General features: G+C 64.9%; 18 protein-coding genes. 11 read left to right on the forward strand and 7 right to left on the reverse strand.

All coding sequences use genetic code 11. The annotated features are described in order from the left end of the window. Positions 1 to 438 precede the first annotated feature (438 nt). From hemE to AC1RMY_RS25990, 8 genes are all read left to right on the forward strand, one after another. Entirely contained in the window at positions 439 to 1,479 is a 1,041-nt protein-coding gene (hemE, locus tag AC1RMY_RS25955; RefSeq protein WP_492869548.1) for a uroporphyrinogen decarboxylase, read from the forward strand. Beyond that, positions 1,445 to 1,939, forward strand: a complete 495-nt coding sequence (gene hemJ, locus AC1RMY_RS25960) for a protoporphyrinogen oxidase HemJ (RefSeq protein ID WP_492869550.1) — start codon at positions 1,445 to 1,447, stop codon at positions 1,937 to 1,939. Before hemE ends, hemJ begins: the two co-directional genes overlap by 35 nt. Before the next feature lie 218 nt (positions 1,940 to 2,157). After that, positions 2,158 to 3,423 carry a transcription termination factor Rho gene (rho, locus tag AC1RMY_RS25965; protein WP_492869551.1) on the forward strand — a complete coding sequence of 422 codons (1,266 nt, stop codon included), beginning with the start codon at positions 2,158 to 2,160 and terminating at the stop codon, positions 3,421 to 3,423. Positions 3,424 to 3,646: 223 nt separating this feature from the next. After that, complete coding sequence (gene mnmE, locus AC1RMY_RS25970) at positions 3,647 to 4,960, forward strand: tRNA uridine-5-carboxymethylaminomethyl(34) synthesis GTPase MnmE (protein WP_492869553.1); 1,314 nt, start codon at positions 3,647 to 3,649, stop codon at positions 4,958 to 4,960. Positions 4,961 to 5,048: 88 nt separating this feature from the next. Further along, positions 5,049 to 6,941, forward strand: a complete 1,893-nt coding sequence (gene mnmG, locus AC1RMY_RS25975) for a tRNA uridine-5-carboxymethylaminomethyl(34) synthesis enzyme MnmG (RefSeq protein ID WP_492869555.1) — start codon at positions 5,049 to 5,051, stop codon at positions 6,939 to 6,941. 4 nt (positions 6,942 to 6,945) lie between these two features. Further along, positions 6,946 to 7,593: a 16S rRNA (guanine(527)-N(7))-methyltransferase RsmG gene (gene rsmG, locus AC1RMY_RS25980; protein WP_492869579.1), complete on the forward strand. Its 648-nt coding sequence runs from the start codon at positions 6,946 to 6,948 to the stop codon at positions 7,591 to 7,593. Continuing rightward, positions 7,590 to 8,420 carry a ParA family protein gene (locus AC1RMY_RS25985; protein WP_492869557.1) on the forward strand — a complete coding sequence of 277 codons (831 nt, stop codon included), beginning with the start codon at positions 7,590 to 7,592 and terminating at the stop codon, positions 8,418 to 8,420. The genes rsmG and AC1RMY_RS25985 overlap by 4 nt, the downstream gene beginning before the upstream one ends. Positions 8,421 to 8,455: 35 nt before the next feature. Then, positions 8,456 to 9,334 carry a ParB/RepB/Spo0J family partition protein gene (locus tag AC1RMY_RS25990; RefSeq protein ID WP_492869558.1) on the forward strand — a complete coding sequence of 293 codons (879 nt, stop codon included), beginning with the start codon at positions 8,456 to 8,458 and terminating at the stop codon, positions 9,332 to 9,334. Positions 9,335 to 9,336: 2 nt separating this feature from the next. Here the strand turns inward: AC1RMY_RS25990 and holA are convergent, their stop codons facing one another. Genes holA through leuS form a run of 3 tightly spaced genes read right to left on the reverse strand, consistent with a single transcriptional unit; the run spans position 9,337 to position 13,551 of the window. After that, on the reverse strand, positions 9,337 to 10,368 hold the full coding sequence (gene holA / locus AC1RMY_RS25995; protein WP_492869560.1) for a DNA polymerase III subunit delta: 1,032 nt from the start codon (positions 10,366 to 10,368) through the stop codon (positions 9,337 to 9,339). Between the two features lie 17 nt (positions 10,369 to 10,385). After that, on the reverse strand, positions 10,386 to 10,940 hold the full coding sequence (locus tag AC1RMY_RS26000; RefSeq protein ID WP_492869562.1) for a hypothetical protein: 555 nt from the start codon (positions 10,938 to 10,940) through the stop codon (positions 10,386 to 10,388). Next, positions 10,927 to 13,551 (reverse strand): leucine--tRNA ligase, encoded by a 2,625-nt coding sequence (gene leuS / locus AC1RMY_RS26005; protein WP_492869564.1) that lies wholly within the window; start codon positions 13,549 to 13,551, stop codon positions 10,927 to 10,929. Before leuS ends, AC1RMY_RS26000 begins: the two co-directional genes overlap by 14 nt. Before the next feature lie 172 nt (positions 13,552 to 13,723). Between leuS and AC1RMY_RS26010 the strand changes: the two genes are divergently transcribed. Beyond that, positions 13,724 to 14,389, forward strand: a complete 666-nt coding sequence (locus AC1RMY_RS26010) for a YggS family pyridoxal phosphate-dependent enzyme (RefSeq protein ID WP_492869566.1) — start codon at positions 13,724 to 13,726, stop codon at positions 14,387 to 14,389. Positions 14,390 to 14,439: 50 nt separating this feature from the next. On the opposite strand, the gene AC1RMY_RS26015 is transcribed toward AC1RMY_RS26010, so the two are convergent. Further along, entirely contained in the window at positions 14,440 to 14,823 is a 384-nt protein-coding gene (locus tag AC1RMY_RS26015) for a glyoxalase superfamily protein (protein ID WP_492869568.1), read from the reverse strand. A gap of 115 nt (positions 14,824 to 14,938) precedes the next feature. Next, a complete protein-coding gene (locus tag AC1RMY_RS26020; protein ID WP_492869569.1) occupies positions 14,939 to 15,508 on the reverse strand; it encodes a L,D-transpeptidase family protein in 570 nt (189 codons plus the stop codon). Between the two features lie 81 nt (positions 15,509 to 15,589). Between AC1RMY_RS26020 and AC1RMY_RS26025 the strand changes: the two genes are divergently transcribed. After that, positions 15,590 to 16,276: a response regulator transcription factor gene (locus tag AC1RMY_RS26025; RefSeq protein ID WP_492869571.1), complete on the forward strand. Its 687-nt coding sequence runs from the start codon at positions 15,590 to 15,592 to the stop codon at positions 16,274 to 16,276. A gap of 5 nt (positions 16,277 to 16,281) precedes the next feature. After that, on the forward strand, positions 16,282 to 16,746 hold the full coding sequence (locus AC1RMY_RS26030) for a cyclic nucleotide-binding domain-containing protein (RefSeq protein ID WP_492869573.1): 465 nt from the start codon (positions 16,282 to 16,284) through the stop codon (positions 16,744 to 16,746). A 112-nt stretch (positions 16,747 to 16,858) separates the two neighbouring features. Here the strand turns inward: AC1RMY_RS26030 and xth are convergent, their stop codons facing one another. Both xth and AC1RMY_RS26040 read right to left on the reverse strand, forming a co-directional pair. Further along, a complete protein-coding gene (gene xth / locus AC1RMY_RS26035; RefSeq protein ID WP_492869575.1) occupies positions 16,859 to 17,674 on the reverse strand; it encodes an exodeoxyribonuclease III in 816 nt (271 codons plus the stop codon). A gap of 86 nt (positions 17,675 to 17,760) precedes the next feature. Then, positions 17,761 to 18,597 (reverse strand): LolA family protein, encoded by an 837-nt coding sequence (locus AC1RMY_RS26040; RefSeq protein WP_492869577.1) that lies wholly within the window; start codon positions 18,595 to 18,597, stop codon positions 17,761 to 17,763. Between the last annotated feature and the right edge of the window lie 263 nt (positions 18,598 to 18,860).

Below are 18,860 nucleotides of genomic sequence, written 5' to 3' on the forward strand. Positions count from 1 at the left end.
AGCCACCTCTAGCCCGCCGGGCCGCCAAAGCAAATTCGCCGGTTGTCGAGAATGCCGGTCGTCGTTCAGGCGATGCTGGCGAGAGGGTCGCCGGTCCGCGAAGCCTGGGGAGGACTGGGGACAAAGGGGCGGGTTCGGGAGCCGGCGCGACGCCTCTGTATAACCTTAAGATTTCGTCAACAGGCCGGACCCTGTGGGGCGGGCCAGGAGTGTTTCACGTGAATCATTTTGGCGGGTGACTCCGCCAGGCCGGATTCCGATGGGTTAATAAACCGTTAACGGGTCCCCTTGCCTTGTCGCGGCGCTCGCGTCGGCGACCTGCGTCCTGTGGACCCGTTGTGGACAAAGCTGCGCCGGGCTATCTGCCCCCATCCAAGAGTCAAAGAAGAAGATTCTCTCTCAAGAATCATATTTAAGAGAGATCGGGATGGAGGACCGATGAGCACCGCGACACAGGACGAGCCGGCCTTTCTGCGTGTGCTCTCAGGCGAAACCCTGAAGACTCCTCCGATCTGGATGATGCGTCAGGCAGGGCGCTATCTGCCGGAGTATCGCGAGCTTCGCGCCAAGGCCGGCAGCTTCCTTGCGCTCTGCTACAATCCCGAATGGGCTGCCGAGGTGACCTTGCAGCCGATCCGACGCTTCGGCTTCGATGCGGCGATCCTGTTCTCCGATATCCTCGTCGTACCGCAGGCACTCGGACAGAAGCTCTGGTTCGTGGAGGGCGAAGGTCCGCGGCTCGAACCCGTCGCCGACGCGAAGAGGCTTGGCGAGATACACGAGCACGCCGACGCCAACCTGCTGGCGCCGGTCATCGAGACCGTCCGGCGCGTTCGGGCATCCCTGCCCAAGGAGACGGCCTTCATCGGGTTCTGCGGTGCACCCTGGACGGTCGCGACCTATATGGTGGCCGGACGCGGTACGCCCGATCAAGGGCCCGCCAAAGCCCTGTTCACGAGCGACCCGGCGCTATTCCAAGAGATCATTGACCGGATCGTCGAGGCCTCGATTGATTATCTCTGCGCGCAGATCGATGCCGGCGTCGATGCGGTCCAGATTTTCGATAGTTGGGCGGGGTCGCTGGGGCCGGAGGATTTCGAGCGCTGGTGTATCACTCCGACAAAGGTGATTGTCGAAGGCGTGCGCGTCCGCCATCCCAAGGCGCGGATCATCGGCTTTCCACGCGGTGCCGGTCGGCTCGTGCCGGGTTATGTGCAGGCAACCGGTGTCAATGCCGTCGGGCTAGAGTCGGATATGGACCGTAGCTTCGCACGCGACGAGATCCAGTCGCTCGTGCCGGTCCAGGGTAATCTCGATCCGCTCGTGCTGCGCGCTGGCGGCCCCGAGCTCGAGCGCGAGGTCGCGGCCGTGCGTTCGGCGTTTGGCGGTGGTCCTTTCGTGTTCAATCTCGGCCACGGCATCTTGCCGGATACGCCAATCGCGCATGTCGAGCGGCTGCTGGCCGCGGTGCGGTCGTAAGAGATGGGCAGGATTGGAACCATGGAGCGGCGGCGCGATGTATGAATGGATCAAGGCCTTCCACGTCCTGGCGGCGATCTCCTGGATGGCCGGCATGCTCTATCTGCCGCGATTGATGGTCTACCACGCCGAATCGGCGGTCGGCTCGATCCAATCTGAGACCTTCAAGATCATGGAGCGCCGGCTCCTGAAGGGGATCATCAACCCCGCGATGATCCTCACCTGGGTACTCGGGCTCTATCTCGCCTGGGCGGCATTCGGCTTCAAGGGCGGCTGGCTGCACGGCAAGATCCTGCTGGTCGTGATCCTTTCGGGTATCCATGGCTATCTGGTGGGTCGCGTTCGCGACTTCGCCAATGACCGCAATACGAAGTCGGCCCGCTTCTACCGGATCATCAACGAGGTGCCGGCGGTCCTGATGGTCGGCATCGTCATTCTGGTGGTCGTCAAGCCGTTCTGAGGATCTCGCGTTTCCCGCTTGAGCGGTGCGACGATTCCGGCTATCAGGAGCATGCGCTTCTCCAGCGTTCTCCCTGTTGTCGATGGTTCGTGAGCCGACTGCCGTAGCAGCCGCTCGTGGCGCGCAACTTCCGCGCCGTCCGTCCGGGCCTGTCGATCATTCCATTACCGTCCTGGTCTCGGCCGTTCGTGCCGCGACATTTACGATCCGGGTGCCCCATGCGGGAAATCAAACTCCAAGACCTCAAGGTCAAATCGCCGACCGAACTGCTCGCTTTTTCCGAGGGGCTCGAGGTCGAGAACGCCAGCACGATGCGCAAGCAGGAGCTGATGTTCGCGATCCTGAAGCAGCTCGCGGCGAAGGAAACCGAGATTCTCGGTGAAGGCGTGGTCGAGGTCCTGCCCGATGGCTTCGGCTTCCTGCGCTCGCCGGATTCGAACTATCTGCCCGGCCCCGACGATATCTATGTCTCGCCGACGCAAATTCGGAAATTCGGCCTGCGCACTGGTGATACGGTCGAAGGTCCGATCCGGGGACCCAAGGATGGCGAGCGCTATTTCGCGCTGCTCAAGGTCAACACGATCAACTTCGAGGATCCCGAGCGGATCAAGCACAAGATCAATTTCGACAACCTGACACCGCTCTATCCCGACGAGCGCCTGCGCATGGAAGTCGCCGAGCCGGTCAAGAAGGATTTCTCGGCCCGCGTCATCGATATCGTCGCGCCGATCGGCAAGGGCCAGCGCGCGCTGATCGTCGCGCCGCCGCGCACCGGCAAGACCGTGCTGCTGCAGAACATCGCGCAGTCGATCACGACCAACCATCCGGAATGCTACCTTATCGTGCTGCTGATCGACGAGCGGCCCGAGGAAGTCACGGACATGCAGCGCTCGGTGAAGGGCGAGGTCGTGTCCTCGACCTTCGACGAGCCGGCGACGCGCCATGTCCAGGTGGCGGAGATGGTGATCGAGAAGGCCAAGCGCTTGGTCGAGCATGGCCGCGACGTCGTCATCCTGCTCGATTCGATCACGCGTCTCGGGCGCGCTTACAACACGGTGGTGCCGTCCTCCGGCAAGGTGCTGACCGGCGGTGTCGACGCCAATGCGCTGCAGCGGCCGAAGCGCTTCTTCGGCGCGGCTCGCAATATCGAGGAAGGCGGTTCGCTGACGATCGTCGCAACCGCGCTGATCGATACGGGCAGCCGCATGGACGAAGTCATCTTCGAAGAGTTCAAGGGCACCGGCAACTCGGAGATCATTCTCGACCGTAAGGTTTCGGACAAGCGCATCTTCCCGGCGATCGACATCCTCAAGTCGGGCACCCGCAAGGAAGAGCTCATCACGCCGAAGGATGTGCTGGCCAAGACCTATGTGCTGCGCCGCATCCTCAACCCGATGGGACCGCAGGACGCGATCGAGTTCCTGATGGACAAGCTCCGCCAGACCAAGCAGAACGCGGACTTCTTCGACTCGATGAACACGTGACGGTGGCGTCAAAGCGCGACGCGTTCCGGCGATGCGATCTGAACATCGATTCGCAGGCGTGACGAACTGCGTATGTCCTGGGGGTGCCGGGCTCGGCCTTCCCTGGGAGATCAGACCCGTCGCGCCGTGTCGTACCGACCCATGCCGTTCCGCTGGGTCGATGCAACCGGCTCGCGTCGTAGGTGATCCATCATCCGCAGGCTTTCCAACTGCGAGTTGAGGTATGGCCGGGCCTGACCCTCATTCCACGATCGTAGCGCTGTCATCGGGACCTGGCCGCGCCGGCGTCGCCGTCGTCAGGGTGTCGGGCCCTCGCGTCCGATTCGTGCTCGAAACGATTGCTGGAGCTGTCCCGGAGCCGCGCCACGCTACGCTCCGCCGGCTACGCGACGGTCTTGGCGAAGTCATCGACAGCGCACTCGTGCTGTATTTTTCGGGGCCCGCGAGCTTTACCGGCGAAGACGTCGCCGAGCTTCATGTCCATGGCTCGCGTGCCGTGCTGACACGACTGCTGGCGGTGCTCTGCGCCCTGCCCGATGTGCGTCTGGCGGAGCCCGGCGAATTCACGCGCCGTGCCTTCGAGGCTGGCAAGCTCGACCTCGCCGCGGTCGAAGGCTTGGCCGACCTGATCGATTCGGAGACGGAATGGCAGCGCCGTCAGGCGCTCCGCCAGATGGAGGGCGCGCTCGGGGACGCTGTCGTGCGCTGGCGTCAGCGTCTCGTAGAGGTCATGGCATTGCTGGCGGCCGAGATTGATTTCTCCGATGAAGGCGATGTCTCTGGTCCCCTGGCGGAGCAAGGACTGGCTGGCGCTGCCGCGGTGTTGGCGGAATTGCGGTCTGCGCTCGGAAGCTTCGATATGGGCGAGCGCGTGCGCGAGGGTTTTGTGGTCGTTCTCGCCGGCCCGCCCAATGCCGGCAAGTCGAGCCTGTTGAATGCCTTGGCCCGCCGCGACGTTGCCATCGTTTCGCCGGTGGCGGGGACGACGCGGGATGCGATCGAGGTCAGGCTGGACCTGTCAGGTCTGCCGGTCGTGCTGATCGATACGGCGGGATTGCGGGATAGCGTCGATGCAATCGAAGCCGAGGGGGTTCGTCGGGCGCGCGCGCTGGTCGAGCGTGCCGATCTGGTCCTGAGTCTCAGAGCGATCGATTCGGAGCCGGATCGAATCCATCGCGATGCCGTGTCGTTGGCCATCGCGACCAAGGCGGATCTCGCAGGGTCGACGATTCCTGGCGAATTGCCGATCTCGGTCGCGACTGGCGAAGGCCTTGATGCCTTGCTGACGACGATCGTCGAGCGGCTGGTGGCCCTGTCCGCGCCGGAGCCGGCCTTGCTCACTCGCGAGCGCCATCGCGCCGCTGTGAGCGAGGCAATCCGGGCGCTGGAGCGGGCCGTCATAGCAGCGCATGGTCAGGCCGAACTCCTGGCGGAAGATATTCGTCTTGCGGTTATCGCGCTCGAGCGGCTGATGGGCCGGGTCGATGTCGAGGATGTCCTGGACCAGCTCTTCGCCGGGTTCTGCATCGGCAAATGAGGCCTCTTGCGTTGCCGGCGTACGACCTCCGACCGCCGCCAATCCGATAATCATTGACCCATGGGACAGGCTTCGTTAGCGATCGGCCATGTCCAGTGAACCTGTCGAGACCCGTTACGATGTGATCGTCGTGGGCGGCGGCCATGCCGGCGTCGAGGCCGCGGCGGCTGCGGCGCGCTACGGAGCGCGAACCGCTCTGATCACGCACCGGATCGAGACGATCGGCGTGATGTCGTGCAACCCTGCGATCGGCGGGCTGGGCAAGGGCCATCTCGTGCGCGAGATCGACGCGCTCGACGGCGTCATGGCGCGGGCGGCGGACCGGGCCGGCATCCAGTTCCGGATGCTGAACCGCCGCAAGGGCTCGGCGGTGCGGGGCCCACGCGCCCAGGCCGATCGCAAGCTTTATCGCCAGGCCGTGCAGGATCTGCTGGCCGAGCAGGCGAATCTCGACATCGTTGCGGGCGAAGTCTTCGACCTGGACATCGCCGATGGCTGCGTTGCGGCCGTGTTGATGGCCGATGGGCGTCGATTCGCGACCGGAACGGTCGTATTGACCACGGGCACATTTCTACGGGGTCTCATCCACATCGGCGAGGCCAAGATTCCGGCGGGGCGGGTCGACGAGGCGCCGTCGCTGGGTCTGTCGGCGACGCTGGAGCGCCATGGCTTTCCGCTGGGGCGGCTCAAGACAGGCACGCCGCCGCGGCTCGAAGGCCGCACCATCGATTGGGCGGCGCTGGAGATGCAGGCCGGCGACGATCCGCCCGAGCCGTTCTCCGCCCTGACGGCGGCGATCACCACGCCGCAGATCTCCTGTGGCATCACCCGGACCACATTGGCGACGCATGATCTGATCCGCGCCAATCTGCACAGGGCGCCGATGTTCTCCGGCCAGATCGAGGGGCGCGGCCCACGCTATTGTCCATCGATCGAAGACAAAGTCGGGCGTTTCGGCGATCGCGACGGGCATCAGATCTTCCTGGAACCCGAGGGGTTGGATGACGACACCGTCTATCCGAACGGGATTTCGACCTCGCTGCCGGAAGATGTGCAGCTCGGATTGCTGGCGACGATCCCTGGGTTGGAGCGCGCCACGATGCTGCGGCCGGGCTATGCGATCGAATACGACTTTGTCGATCCGCGCTCCTTGCGTAACACGCTGGAGACCCGCGCCGTCGCCGGGCTGTTTCTTGCCGGGCAGATCAACGGTACCACCGGATATGAGGAAGCCGGCGCTCAGGGCTTGTTCGCTGGCCTGAACGCCGCGCGAAGGGCCGGAGGGGCCGAGCCGGTCGTGCTCGAGCGGACCTCTTCCTATATCGGCGTGCTCGTCGACGATCTCGTGACGCGGGGCGTTACGGAGCCGTATCGAATGTTCACTTCGCGGGCCGAGTTTCGCCTGTCGCTGCGGGTGGACAATGCCGATGAGCGTTTGACGATGCTCGGATCCTCGCTAGGGATCGTCGGATCGCGGCGGCAGGCGGTTTTCTCAGAACGAAGCGCTGCGATCGAAAGCCTGCGGGCGCGGCTCCAAGCGCTTTGGGTGACGCCGCAACAGGCCGAGCACGTTGGTCTTCAGCTCAACCGCGACGGCGTGCGGCGAAACGCCTACCAGATTCTGTCCTATCCCGATGTCGGTTTCGAGCGCCTGACGGCTATTTGGCCCGATCTCGCTAACTACGCGCCAGCGATCGCGTCGCGGGTCACGGCAGATGCCGTCTATGCGGTCTATCTGGACAGGCAGTCGGCGGAGATCGCTGCCTATCAGCGCGATCAGGCGCTGAAGGTTCCGGATGATCTCGACCTCGATGCCATTTCCGGATTGTCGAACGAGCTCAAGGCCAAACTCCTCAGCGAGCGGCCGGCCGATCTGGCGCAGGCCGGGCGGATCGAGGGCATGACGCCTGCGGCCTTGACTTTGCTGGCGGCGCATGCGCGACGCAGCCGTCAATCTCGCGCCACTCAGCCTGCGGCCTGACTTCATGACTGTTGATAATGCCGACCGCGAGCGCGCTTTGCGCTTGACGCCTGTTTCACGTGAAACAGAGGAGCGCCTGAGCCTGTTGGTGTCGGAGTTGGCCCGCTGGCAGACTGCAAAGAATCTCGTGTCATCGACGACACTTGGCGATGTCTGGACGCGCCATATCGCCGATTCGCTTCAGATCCACGCATTGGCGCCCGAGGCGCCGCGATGGCTCGATCTGGGCTCCGGCGGTGGTTTTCCGGGATTGGTGATCGGCATCTGCTTGGCGGAAAAGCCCAGTGGACATATCCATCTCGTCGAAAGCAACAGCCGCAAATGCGCTTTCCTTCGCCATGCGGCCCGTTTGACCGGCGCTCCCGTGACGGTTCACGCCGCCCGGATCGAGGATGTCGTCGATGATTTCGTCGGCCAGGTCGATGTCGTTACCGCGCGCGCGCTCGCGCCGCTGCCGCAGCTTCTCGAATGGTGTAAAGAGCTGTTGAGAACAGGGACGCTCGGACTCTTTCCCAAGGGACAACATCTAGATACGGAATTGACGGAGTCATCCAGATATTGGAAGATTCAGGCATCAACGGTTTCCTCCGTCACGGATGGCGCCGCCCGGATCCTGATGGTTCGCGCGGCCGAGAAACGGGCCGATCAATGACCGATCTTACGCCTATTCCCACGCCGCGCCGCCCGCGCGTGCTGGCCCTCGCGAATCAGAAGGGTGGCGTCGGCAAGACGACGACCGCGATCAATCTCGGCACCGCGCTCGCCGCTATCGGCGAGAAGGTGCTGATCGTCGATCTGGATCCGCAGGGCAACGCCTCGACCGGGCTCGGCGTCGATCGCCGGAGTCGCAAGTCGTCCACCTATGACGTGCTCTGTGGTGATGTGGGCTTGGGGCAGGCGCTGCAAGAGACGGCTGTTCCGGGCTTGTTCCTGGCCCCATCGACGCTCGATCTTCTCGGCGTCGAACTCGAGATCGCGGCTTCCAAGGATCGAACGCATCGGCTGAAGAACGCGATCGATGAGCTGGTCTTCGACCAGCGTTGCTCCGATCTGACCTATGTGCTGATCGATTGCCCGCCCTCACTCAGTCTCATCACGATCAATGCGATGACCGCGGCCGACGCCGTGCTGGTGCCGCTGCAATGCGAGTTCTTCGCGCTGGAAGGCTTGAGTCAATTGCTCAAGACGGTCGAGCAGGTGCGGGCCGGACTCAATCCGCGCCTGATCATCCAGGGCGTGGTGCTGACCATGTACGACCCGCGCAACAATCTCTCCGGCCAGGTGATGGCCGATGTGCGCGAATTCCTTGGCGACAAGGTCTATGAGACCGTGATTCCGCGCAATGTCCGGGTCTCCGAGGCGCCGTCCTATGGCAAGCCGGCCTTGCTCTACGATCTGCGCTGCTCGGGTTCGCAGGCCTATCTGAAGCTGGCTTCCGAAGTGATCCGTCGCGAGCGCACGCTGCGCGCGGCGGCCTGACTCCTATTTTCGCGTAGAGGTTGACGAGGATGGCAATGGCCGAAGAACAGGGGCGTTCACGCCTGGGCCGGGGCCTGGCAGCGCTGATCGGCGATGTCGGCGAGGAAATTGGCGCGCTCGAACGGGCTCGTGGCCAGCGTCGCGTGCCCGTCGAGTTCCTGCGGCCGAGCGCGCGCAATCCCCGCCGCAACTTCGTCGAGGACGACCTCGAGGAGTTGACGGCTTCGGTGCGCGAGCGCGGCATCCTTCAGCCGATCATCGTTCGACAGATCGTCGGCATGCTCGACGCCTATGAGATCATCGCCGGCGAACGGCGCTGGCGGGCGGCACAACGTGCCGGTCTGCATGACGTGCCGGTGATCCTGGTCGAGGCCGATGATCGCGAAGCGCTCGAGATCGCGATCGTCGAGAACGTCCAGCGGACCGATCTCAACGCGATCGAAGAGGCTGCCGGCTATGAGCGGCTGATCGCCGAGTTCAACTACACCCAGAACGACCTCGCCCGGGTGATCGGCAAGAGCCGCAGCCATGTCGCCAATACGCTACGGCTGTCAAAGCTGCCCGAGTCCGTTCGCCAGATGGTCAGCGAAGGGGCCGTGTCAGCCGGCCATGCGCGGGCGTTGCTATCCGTTTCGGATCCGGAACTGATGGCGCGCAAGATCGTCGATGAGGGCCTCAGCGTCCGTGACATCGAGCGGATCGTGCAGGGGGAATCGCGCGGCGAGAGCAAAGGCATCACCGCGAAGCCGAAGCCTGACAAGGATCCCGATACGCGGGCGGTCGAAAAGGCGCTCGAGGAGGCGCTGGGGCTGTCCGTCTCGATCGCGCATCGCGCGAATGGCGGGGGCGAAATGAAGATCAGCTACAAGACGCTCGAGCAGCTCGACGCGCTCTGCCGCCGCTTGAAAGATTGAGTTCAGTCGCCACGCGATCCGGCGCGGCCCATCCTCGCAAGCGTCCAGAGGACCCGCGTCGCGCCGGCCTTGCCCAGTTCTCCGTCGCGCCTAGCGGCCAGCGTCGCATTGCCGAGCAAATTCACGGCTTCCATGAGCTTCGCACTCGTCCAGACGGCAAGGGCGGCTTCTGTGGCTGCAATGCGCGGATAGGGCAGCCGCATCGTCGCCACCATGTCGCGGGCGCTGCGGCCAGCATCTATTCCCTGTCGAGCCTTCAGAAGCGAGAGCGCGTGCCGCAGGACGGTTCCGAGCATCACGCCAGGGTCCAGCCCCTCGCCGGCGAGCTTGGCCTGGGCGAGGTCGAGGGCCGGGAGCTTTCCCGAGAACACTGCATCGACCAGCATGGCCTGCTCGCGTTGGGCGGTGTCGCCGACAATGGCGTCGACATGAGCAATGCCGATCGTCGTTTCGGTCCCGACATAAAGCAGCAGCTTCTCGACCTCGCGGCGCGACGTCTGCCGGTCGCCACCGAGCAGCCCGGCGAGATGATCGCGCGTCGCCCGGTCGATGCTCTTGCCCGCACTGCGAACCATTTCGTCGATGATGCCGCCGAGATCGCGCGCGGCGTCTCCATAGCAGGGCACGGCCAGCGCCGTGCGGGCGCGCTCACAGGCCGTCCGAAGCGGGTTGCTGCGCTGGAGATCGCCGGCCTCGACGATAACGATGGCATCCTTCGAGGGCGTTGCCAGCAAAGGCTCGACGGCGGCCAGTAAAGCCTTCGACGTCGGCGAGACCCGAATCGCCCGCCGCCCGCCGAACAGACCGATCGTATTGGCCTCATCGACGAGTTTGAGCGGATCGGAGGCGATATCGTCGCCGCTCATGCGGACGAGCTGGAAAGCATCCTCAGCGTCATCGACATTGGCCCGCGCCAAGGCTGCCGCGCGCTCCGAAACCAGGCCGGCATCGGGCCCGTAGAACAGGACGAGCCGGTAGGCCGGATCGAGCCTTGCCAGCGCGCGGTCGGCTTCATGCGCCTTGAGGGCGACCATGGGATATTTCCGCGCGGTCAGCCGGCGACGAGGTCGGCGGCCATCTGCCCGCGAATCAGGGTGGCCAGGTTCTTTGCGGCGCGGATCTGGGCGTCGCGGGCCGCTCGTACCGTCGCGAAGCGCTGGGAGGATCGCTCATAGGGTGCCCGAACGATATTAATGCCCTTGGAAACGACCTTGCCGGAGGCAATTTCTGTCACGGTCCAATTCGCCGTCGCCACGAGAACCGCAGAATCGGCCCGGCCATTCTGGTAGTCGACCGTCACGACCTCGACGGATTCCGCGATGCTGGTGTTGAACTTCAGCCGCTTGGCGCGATCGGGCTCGCCGCCGCCGTCGAGCTCGAAGACGAGTTCGTTGCGCAGATAATGGCCGATCAGCCCCTTGATTTCGGGAACTTCGACCTCCTTCATCGCATCCTTGATGCTGCCGCCGGTGACGCTGCGGGTGTTTTCGGCATAGAGCGGCTGAAAGCAGCCACCAGCCAGCGCAGCGGCGCCGAGCGCGGCTGCCAGCATCGCGCGGCGGCTCGGGTGTGAGGCTTCGCGCTTGGCGGCTTCAGACGACGACATTCACGATTCTCCCGGGCACGACGATGATCTTCCGGATCTCGCGGCCGTCAAGCGCCTTGGTGACAATCTCGGATGCCCTGACCAGGGCCTCGACAGCCACCGTATCCGCATCGGCCGGCACCGTCACCTCCGCGCGCTTCTTGCCGTTGACCTGCACCGGCAGGACGATGCTGTCGTCCTTGAGCAGGGCAGCCTCGGCTTGCGGCCAGGCGGCCTCGCCGACCAGACCCTCCTGGCCGAGTGCCTGCCAGCATTCCTCGGCGAGATGCGGCATCATCGGCGCAACGAGTTGGGTTACGATCACGCCGGCTTCATGCAGCGCAAAAGCGATATCCGGAGCCAAGGCCGCCTCCTCGGCCGCCGCATCGAGCGCCTTACCGATGGCGTTGGTCAGCGTGTAGACATGGGCGATGCAACGGTTGAAGCCGAGGCGCTCGATATCGTTGCCGACAGCGTCCAGGGCGCGGTGGGCGGCTTTGCGCAGGCTTTCCGCGGCCTCGCCGAAGCTCGCCGGCCGAGGCGCCTCGTTGCCGGTCCGCTCGGCGATCTCGCCGAGCAGGCGCCAGAGACGCTGCACGAAGCGCGCCGCGCCCTGCACGCCCTCGTCCGTCCAGATCACGTCGCGGTCGGGCGGGGAGTCCGACAGCATGAACCAGCGGGCGGTGTCGGCGCCGTAGGAAGCGATGATGTCGTCGGGATCGACGACGTTCTTCTTGGACTTCGACATCTTCTCGATCGCACCGATCTCGATCGGCGCGCCGGTGTCGACCTGGAAGCCCTTGCGCTCGGCGCCGGTGCCCTCGATGCGGACATCGCCGGGCTCGACCCAGTTTCCGGCAGCATCGCGATAGGTCTCGTGGACCACCATGCCCTGCGTGAACATGCCGTCGAAGGGCTCTTCCAGCCCGGCATGGCCGGTCGCCTTCATGGCGCGGGTGAAGAAGCGGGAATAGAGCAGGTGCAGGATCGCGTGCTCGACGCCGCCGATATACTGGTCGACCGGCAGGAAGCGGTCGACGACCGGACGGTCGGTCGGGCTCTCGGTCCGCCACGGATCGGTGAAGCGGGCGAAATACCAGGACGAATCGACGAAGGTGTCCATCGTGTCGGTTTCGCGCCGCGCAGCCCCGCCGCATTGCGGGCAGGCGACATGCTTCCAGCTCGGATGATGGTCGAGCGGGTTGCCGGGCTTGTCGAAGGAGACATCGTCGGGCAGCTTCACCGGCAGATCGGCGTCGGGGACAGGCAGCGTGCCGCAATCGGAGCAGTGGATCACCGGGATCGGGCAGCCCCAATAGCGCTGGCGCGAAACACCCCAGTCGCGCAGGCGGAAATTGACCTTGCGGGCCCCGACCGGGCGATTGCCGCGCGTCTCGCCTTCCAGCCGGCGGGCGACCTCTTCTTTCGCCTCCGGAATGGTCATGCCGTCGAGGAAGCGCGAATTGATCATGCGGCCATCGTCGACATAGGCCGTGTCGGTGATGACGAAGCTCGCGGGATCGACGCCTTCGGGGGCGACGACGGGCGTGTTGCCGAGGCCGTATTTGTTGACGAAGTCGAGGTCGCGCTGGTCATGCGCCGGACAGCCGAAGATCGCGCCCGTGCCGTATTCCATCAGGATGAAATTGGCGACGTAGACCGGCAAAGTCCATGACGGATCAAAGGGATGTGCGACGCGCAGGCCGGTGTCGAAGCCGAGTTTCTCGGCCTTGTCGATATTCTCCTGCGCCGTGCCGGTGCGCTTGCATTCCTCGATGAAGGCCTGCAGGGCAGGATTCTTCGTGGCGGCGGCCTTGGCGAGCGGGTGATCGGGGGCGATGCCGAGGAACCTGGCGCCGAACAGCGTGTCGGGCCGAGTTGTGTAAACCTCGATCTCGGCCTGCCCGAAGGCGTTCGATTCGAGAGCGAAACGAATCAGCAGCCCTTCGGAGCGGCCGATCCAGTTCTTCTGCATCAGGCGGACTTTGTCGGGCCAGCGGGTCAGGCCCTCCAGCGCGTCATGCAGTTCCTGACCATAGGCCGTGATCTTGAAGAACCATTGCGTCAGCTCGCGGATCTCGACCGGGGCGCCCGAACGCCAGCCCTTACCGTCTATGACCTGCTCGTTCGCCAGCACGGTCTCGTCGACCGGATCCCAGTTGACCTTGGCGGTCTTGCGGTCGACGAGACCGGCCTTGAGGAAGTCCAGGAACATCTTCTGCTGGTGGCGATAATAGGAGGGGTCGCAGGTTGCGAGCTCGCGGCTCCAGTCGAGCGACAGGCCCATGGACTGCAATTGCGCGCGCATCGCCGCGATGTTTGCATAGGTCCATTCGCGCGGATGGACGCCCTTCTGCTTGGCCGCGTTCTCGGCCGGCAGGCCGAAGGCGTCCCAGCCCATCGGATGCAGCACCGCGAAACCCTTGGCGCGCTTGTAGCGCGCGACGACGTCGCCCATCGCATAGTTGCGGACATGGCCCATATGGATGCGCCCCGACGGATAGGGGAACATCTCGAGGACGTAATAGCTCGGCCGCGGGTCGTCGTTCCTCGTCTCGAAGAGCTTCCGCTCCTGCCAGACGGCACGCCATTTCGGCTCGGATTCCTTGGGATTGTAGCGTTCGACGGCCATGGTGACGGGCTATTCTTGCATGATCGGAGGTGCCGAGGCGAGATCACTGATCTCGCCCAAGAGTTCAACGCATGATGTTGTCCGAAAACCGGTTCCCACTTTTCGGCATCATGCTCTAGGACACCATTGAGGCGACGCGGTCAACGCCGCGCCGAGCATGAGAGGGCATCAGATGAGCGATACGGTTACGCGACTCGCCGCGACCAGGGCTGCGATCGCGCGCGCGGCGCGGGATTTCGAGCGCGAGCCCGAATCGGTGACGCTGATCGCCGTCTCCAAGACGATGCCGGCCGAAGCCATCCTGCCGGCGCTGGAAGCGGGCCAGCGCGTCTTCGGTGAGAACTACGTCCAGGAGGCCAAGGCGAAGTGGCCCGGGCTGAAGGAGCGCTTTCCGGACGCGGAACTGCACATGATCGGGCCGCTCCAGTCCAACAAGGCTAAGGAGGCGGTCGAGCTGTTCGACGCGATCCATTCGCTGGATCGCGAGAGCCTGGCCAAGGAGCTGGCGCGCGAGATCGGTCGCAGCGGCAAGGCACCGAGGCTGTTCGTTCAGGTCAACACCGGCGATGAGCCGCAGAAGGGCGGCGTCAGCCCAAGCGAGGTCGACGCCTTCCTCGACCTCTGCCGCACGCATCACGGTCTGGTGATCGAGGGGCTGATGTGCATTCCACCGGCAGAGGATCCGCCCTCGCCGCATTTCGCGTTGCTGGCGAAGATCGCCGCTCGCCATGGCCTGCGCGGCCTGTCGATGGGGATGAGCGCAGATTACGAGGCGGCGATCCAGCTTGGCGCGACGCATGTGCGCGTCGGCAGCGCGATCTTCGGCGCGCGGGGCTAGTACGGCGTCATGCTCGGGTCGTCGCTTCGTTCCGCCCGGGCATGCCGAGCTTACGGCTTCAGCGGCTCGCCGACATCGATGCGGTTGCCGTCTGGATCCTCGAAGACGAAGGCCCGCAGGCCGTAATCCTTGTCGCGCAGGCCCTTGATGATGCGCAGCCCGCGCGCCCGGATGATCGCGTGAACGGCGTCGATATCCTCAACCATCATATGCGCGACATTGAAGGGTGCGGGCTTGTGTCCGGGCTGGAGCGTCAGATGCAGTTCGGCATCGTCTCGCTTCAGGATCATGAAGCCGACGGGCGTTCCGTTCTGGAAGGTCTTGGTGAAGCCCAGCGCATTTGCATAGAAGTCGTGGGCGCGGGCCATCTCTGCGACGGGAAGCATCGCCGCGATCCGCCCGAAGCGGATGCCGGTGGAAACCGTATCAGTCATCGCAAGTCTCGAATTAGGGCGGCGGCGACGGCGCAGGACGGTGCCTGCGAGGCCGGCGGGCCGATCCGGAGGAATGGTCGAGACGGTGCTCGGCGCCATCCTAATCCAGCTTCCTCTATCTGACCAGAATCCTGCAGTTTCGCGCCAGCCGGGGCAGCACCTTCGCGAAGACATGGCCTTCGACCGCGACGCAGCCGGCGGTGGGGGTAAAGCCCGGGCGCGCCAGATGCCAGAAGATCGCGCTGCCACGGCCGCGGATGACCGGGGCGTCGTTCCAGCCGAGCTCGACGATGACGTCGTAGAGGTGATCCTCGCGTGTCAGGCGCTCCTCGGCTTCGCCGGGCGGCCGGTCGATCATGCGGTTGTAACGCCGGTCGCCGGCATCGTCGCACCAGGCGTCGCGCGGCGCGATGGCGCGCAGCGGCAGCAGGGTGCGGGGAAGACCGATCCTGTCCGCCCGGTAGAGCACGCTGCGCAGCGGCAGAGAGGCGCGCGGCGTGTGGCCATCGCCCTCACGTTTCGTGGTCGCGATCCCGGAGCGGCCCAGCGCGCAGGGAAAGGCGGCGCCTCCGGCGACCAGGAAGCCCTTGCTGCGGTCGCGGACGGAGGCGAAGACGCGCAGCGTCGTCAGATTGCGGGGACGTCCAGGGCGCGGGCAAAGCGCCCGCGGATCACGGTTTCTCACGGGAATTCCATTGGGCGTGACTTGCGGTCGCGATTCAGCGGGCTCATGGTGTCGTGTCACTTCTCGCGCGAACGATGCTTCATGCCCGCCGTCCATCATATCCTTCTGGTCGATGACGACCAGACCCTGCGTGATGCGCTCGCGGAGCAGCTTGCCCTCTATGAGGAGTTCAAGCTGTCGACGGCCGGAACCGCGACCGCGGCCGTCAAAGCCGTGCAGGCCGAGCGGATCGATCTCGCGATCATGGATGTCGGCCTGCCCGACATGGATGGGCGCGAGGCGGTCAAGCTGATGCGGAAGAACGGCTTCAAGAGCCCCGTGATCATGCTGACTGGGCAGGGCTCGGACGCCGACACCGTGCTCGGGCTGGAAGCCGGCGCGAACGACTATGTCGTCAAGCCGTTCAAGTTCGCCGTGCTGCTGGCGCGCATCCGGGCGCATCTGCGGCAGTATGAGGCGAGCGAGGACGCGGTCTTTCAGGTCGGACCCTATACCTTTCATCCCGGCTCGAAGCTGCTCGTCAGCGAGAAGGGCTCCAAGACCAAGCTGACCGAGAAGGAGACGGCGATCCTGCGCTTTCTCTATCGCGCAGGGCGCAAGCCGATCGCGCGCGAGGTGCTGCTGCAGGAGGTCTGGGGCTATAACAGCCAGGTCACCACGCATACGCTGGAAACTCATATCTACCGGCTGCGCCAGAAGATCGAGCCCGATCCGGGCAATGCCCGGCTGCTGGTGACGGACGCCGGCGGCTACCGGCTGAATCCCTAAGCCCTATGGCGCTCGACGACGACATCGCCCTGCTGGCCCGGCAGCCCCTGCTGAGCCTGATGGAACGCGATGCGCTGAGGCTCGTCGCCTTCGCCGCGGAAAGCCGCATCCTGCGCGCCGGGGATGTGCTGTTCCGCGTCGGCGAGCCGTCGGATGGTGCCGTGCTGATCATTTCGGGAGCGGTGGCGCTCACCAGCCGGGAGGATGGCGGGCCGGCCGAAGAGATCGTCGGGGCCGGCGCATTGATGGGCGAGATGGCCCTGTTCACATCGGTTGCCCGGCCGGTCACGGCGATAGCGCGCGAACCCACGCAAGTGATGCGGCTGTCGCGCAGTGTGATGCGCCGCGTCCTGGCCGAATCGCCCGCTTCGGCGGAGGCCGTGGCGGCGGCGATCAGCGAGAGGCTGCGCGGCTTCGTCGGCCAGTTGAGCGCGGTCCAAGACGCGCTGACCGCGATCGACCGCGGCTAGGCATCCGCTTCTCGCGTCATGATCGGGCTTGTCCCGACCATCTACGTCTTCACTGGTCGAGGACTGTGTTCAAGCGTTGATGCTCGCTGCGTGGGCGAGCATGACGCCAACCTCAAAGCTCCAACGTCACTGTCACCGGCACGTGGTCGGAAGGGCGTTCCCAGCCGCGGGCCTCACGCAGGAAGGTGACGTCGCGCAGCGTCGGCTTGAGGGCGTCCGACAGCCAGATGTGGTCGAGCCGGCGGCCGCGATTCGAGGCTTCCCAATCGGCGGCGCGATAGCTCCACCAGCTGTATAGCTTCTCGGGCTCGGGGCGCAGCGCACGCGCCGCGTCGGTCCAGCCGAGCTCGGAGCGCAGCTTCTCCAGCGTCGTGGTCTCGATCGGTGTGTGGCTGACGACGTCGAGGAGCTGCTTGTGGCTCCAGACATCGTGCTCGTAGGGGGCGATGTTGAGGTCGCCGAGCAGGATGGCCGGCCGGTCGGTCGGCCGCCTGGCGATGCCCCAGACGCCGATCTCGTCGAGGAAGGCGAGCTTGTGGGCGAACTTGTCGTTCTTCGCGGGGTCGGGAATGTCGCCGCCGGCGGGAATGTAGAAATTGTGGATCGCGACTCCGGCCGCAGCGCCTGCGGCCTTGTCGAGCGTCACCGTCATGTGGCGGGCATCGTTACGGCCGCACATCGCCATAGCGTCCTGTTCGCTGAAGGGCAGCTTCGAGACGATCGCGACGCCGTTATAGCCCTTCTGGCCAATGAAGGCCTGATGGATATAGCCGGCCTTCTCGAAGGCCTTGCCCGGAAACTGCTCGTTGGGCGTCTTGGTTTCCTGAAGGCAGAGGATGTCGGGCGCATGGGTCGCCAGGAAATCGGTGACCATGCCGATCCGAAGCCTGACCGAGTTGATGTTCCAGCTTGTGACGGTGAGTTGCACTGAGACGTTCCGGCGAGAAGGGTGCCGGAAACTGGTTCGCCGGGGCCAAAAAGGCAAGCCGCTTCAAGCGCTTTTCGGCGAATCGTTCAGAGTTTGCGCTGGTAATCGATCACGAAGTTCTTGGCGTCGGGCCGGCGCTGGGTGTCTAGGTTGTAGAGCGAGACGGCGGTCTCGTAACCCTGCGGATCGACTACCACCCATTGCTTGAGGACATTCGCGGTCAGATCGAATTTGAGGGCGATCTTCGATGTGCCGCCAAGGGTGGAGCGGTCCTCGAGGCGCAGCGTGAGAACGTCGCCATCGACGGCTGCGCCGGTGATCGTGCCTTCGCGCGCCAGATCCATGCGCTCGCGCACCAGGAACTTCAGCGGCGTCTGGCCAAGCGAATAGATGTCCTGCGTCGCAAGCCGCTTGTCGCGCACGGCAACGGAGGTGCCGTCCGCAATCACCTCGATGGTCGCGGGCGGCTCGTATTCGAACCGCATCTTGCCCGGACGCTGAATGTAGATTCGGCCTTCGAGGCGGCGGCCATCCGCCGCATGCTGGATGAAATTGCCCTGCAGTGAGACGAAGCTGTTGAGATAGGCGTTGAGCCGCTCGATCGCCTCCTCGCGGGTCGCCGGAGCCGTCGTCTTGGCCCGGGCGGGCGTGGGAGCAGGGCGGGTCGCGTCCGTCGCAGTGACGGCAGCCGCGTTGCCTGCGGTTGCCGGTTGCACGGCGGAGGCCTCTGCAAGGCGCGGCAGGCCGAGATTGGCCGGGCGCATCGGCGGCAGCGGCAAGGCGCGCGCGACAGCGGGCTTTGCGGCAGCGGGTTTCGACGGCTGAATCTGCATTGGCTGCGCCGCCAGCGGTGCAGCAAGGGCGACGCAGCCCAACAGCGTCAACATGGCAGCCTTGACCCGAAGGGTCGGGGTCGATGTCATGAGCAGGCCCGCTCCATTGATATGCCGCTTCGATCCGCGACCGGACCGGAAACACGGTTCGCGCCCGGCCCGCCGCCATCATGGCTCGCGGATGCTCAACGCGTCGGATACCGCAGAGGTTGCAGCATCCTGATGGCAATTTGAGGACCGCATGTCGTAACCGCAAGGCCAGGCATGCCGCTCGCTCCTCACTCCTCGTCTTCGCGCGCTCTTCCGGTCTCGACGAGGATCTCGCGCTTGCCGGCGTGGTTGGCGGGGCCGAC

This window comes from Allobosea sp. GW822-FHT03F07, assembly GCF_058801345.1.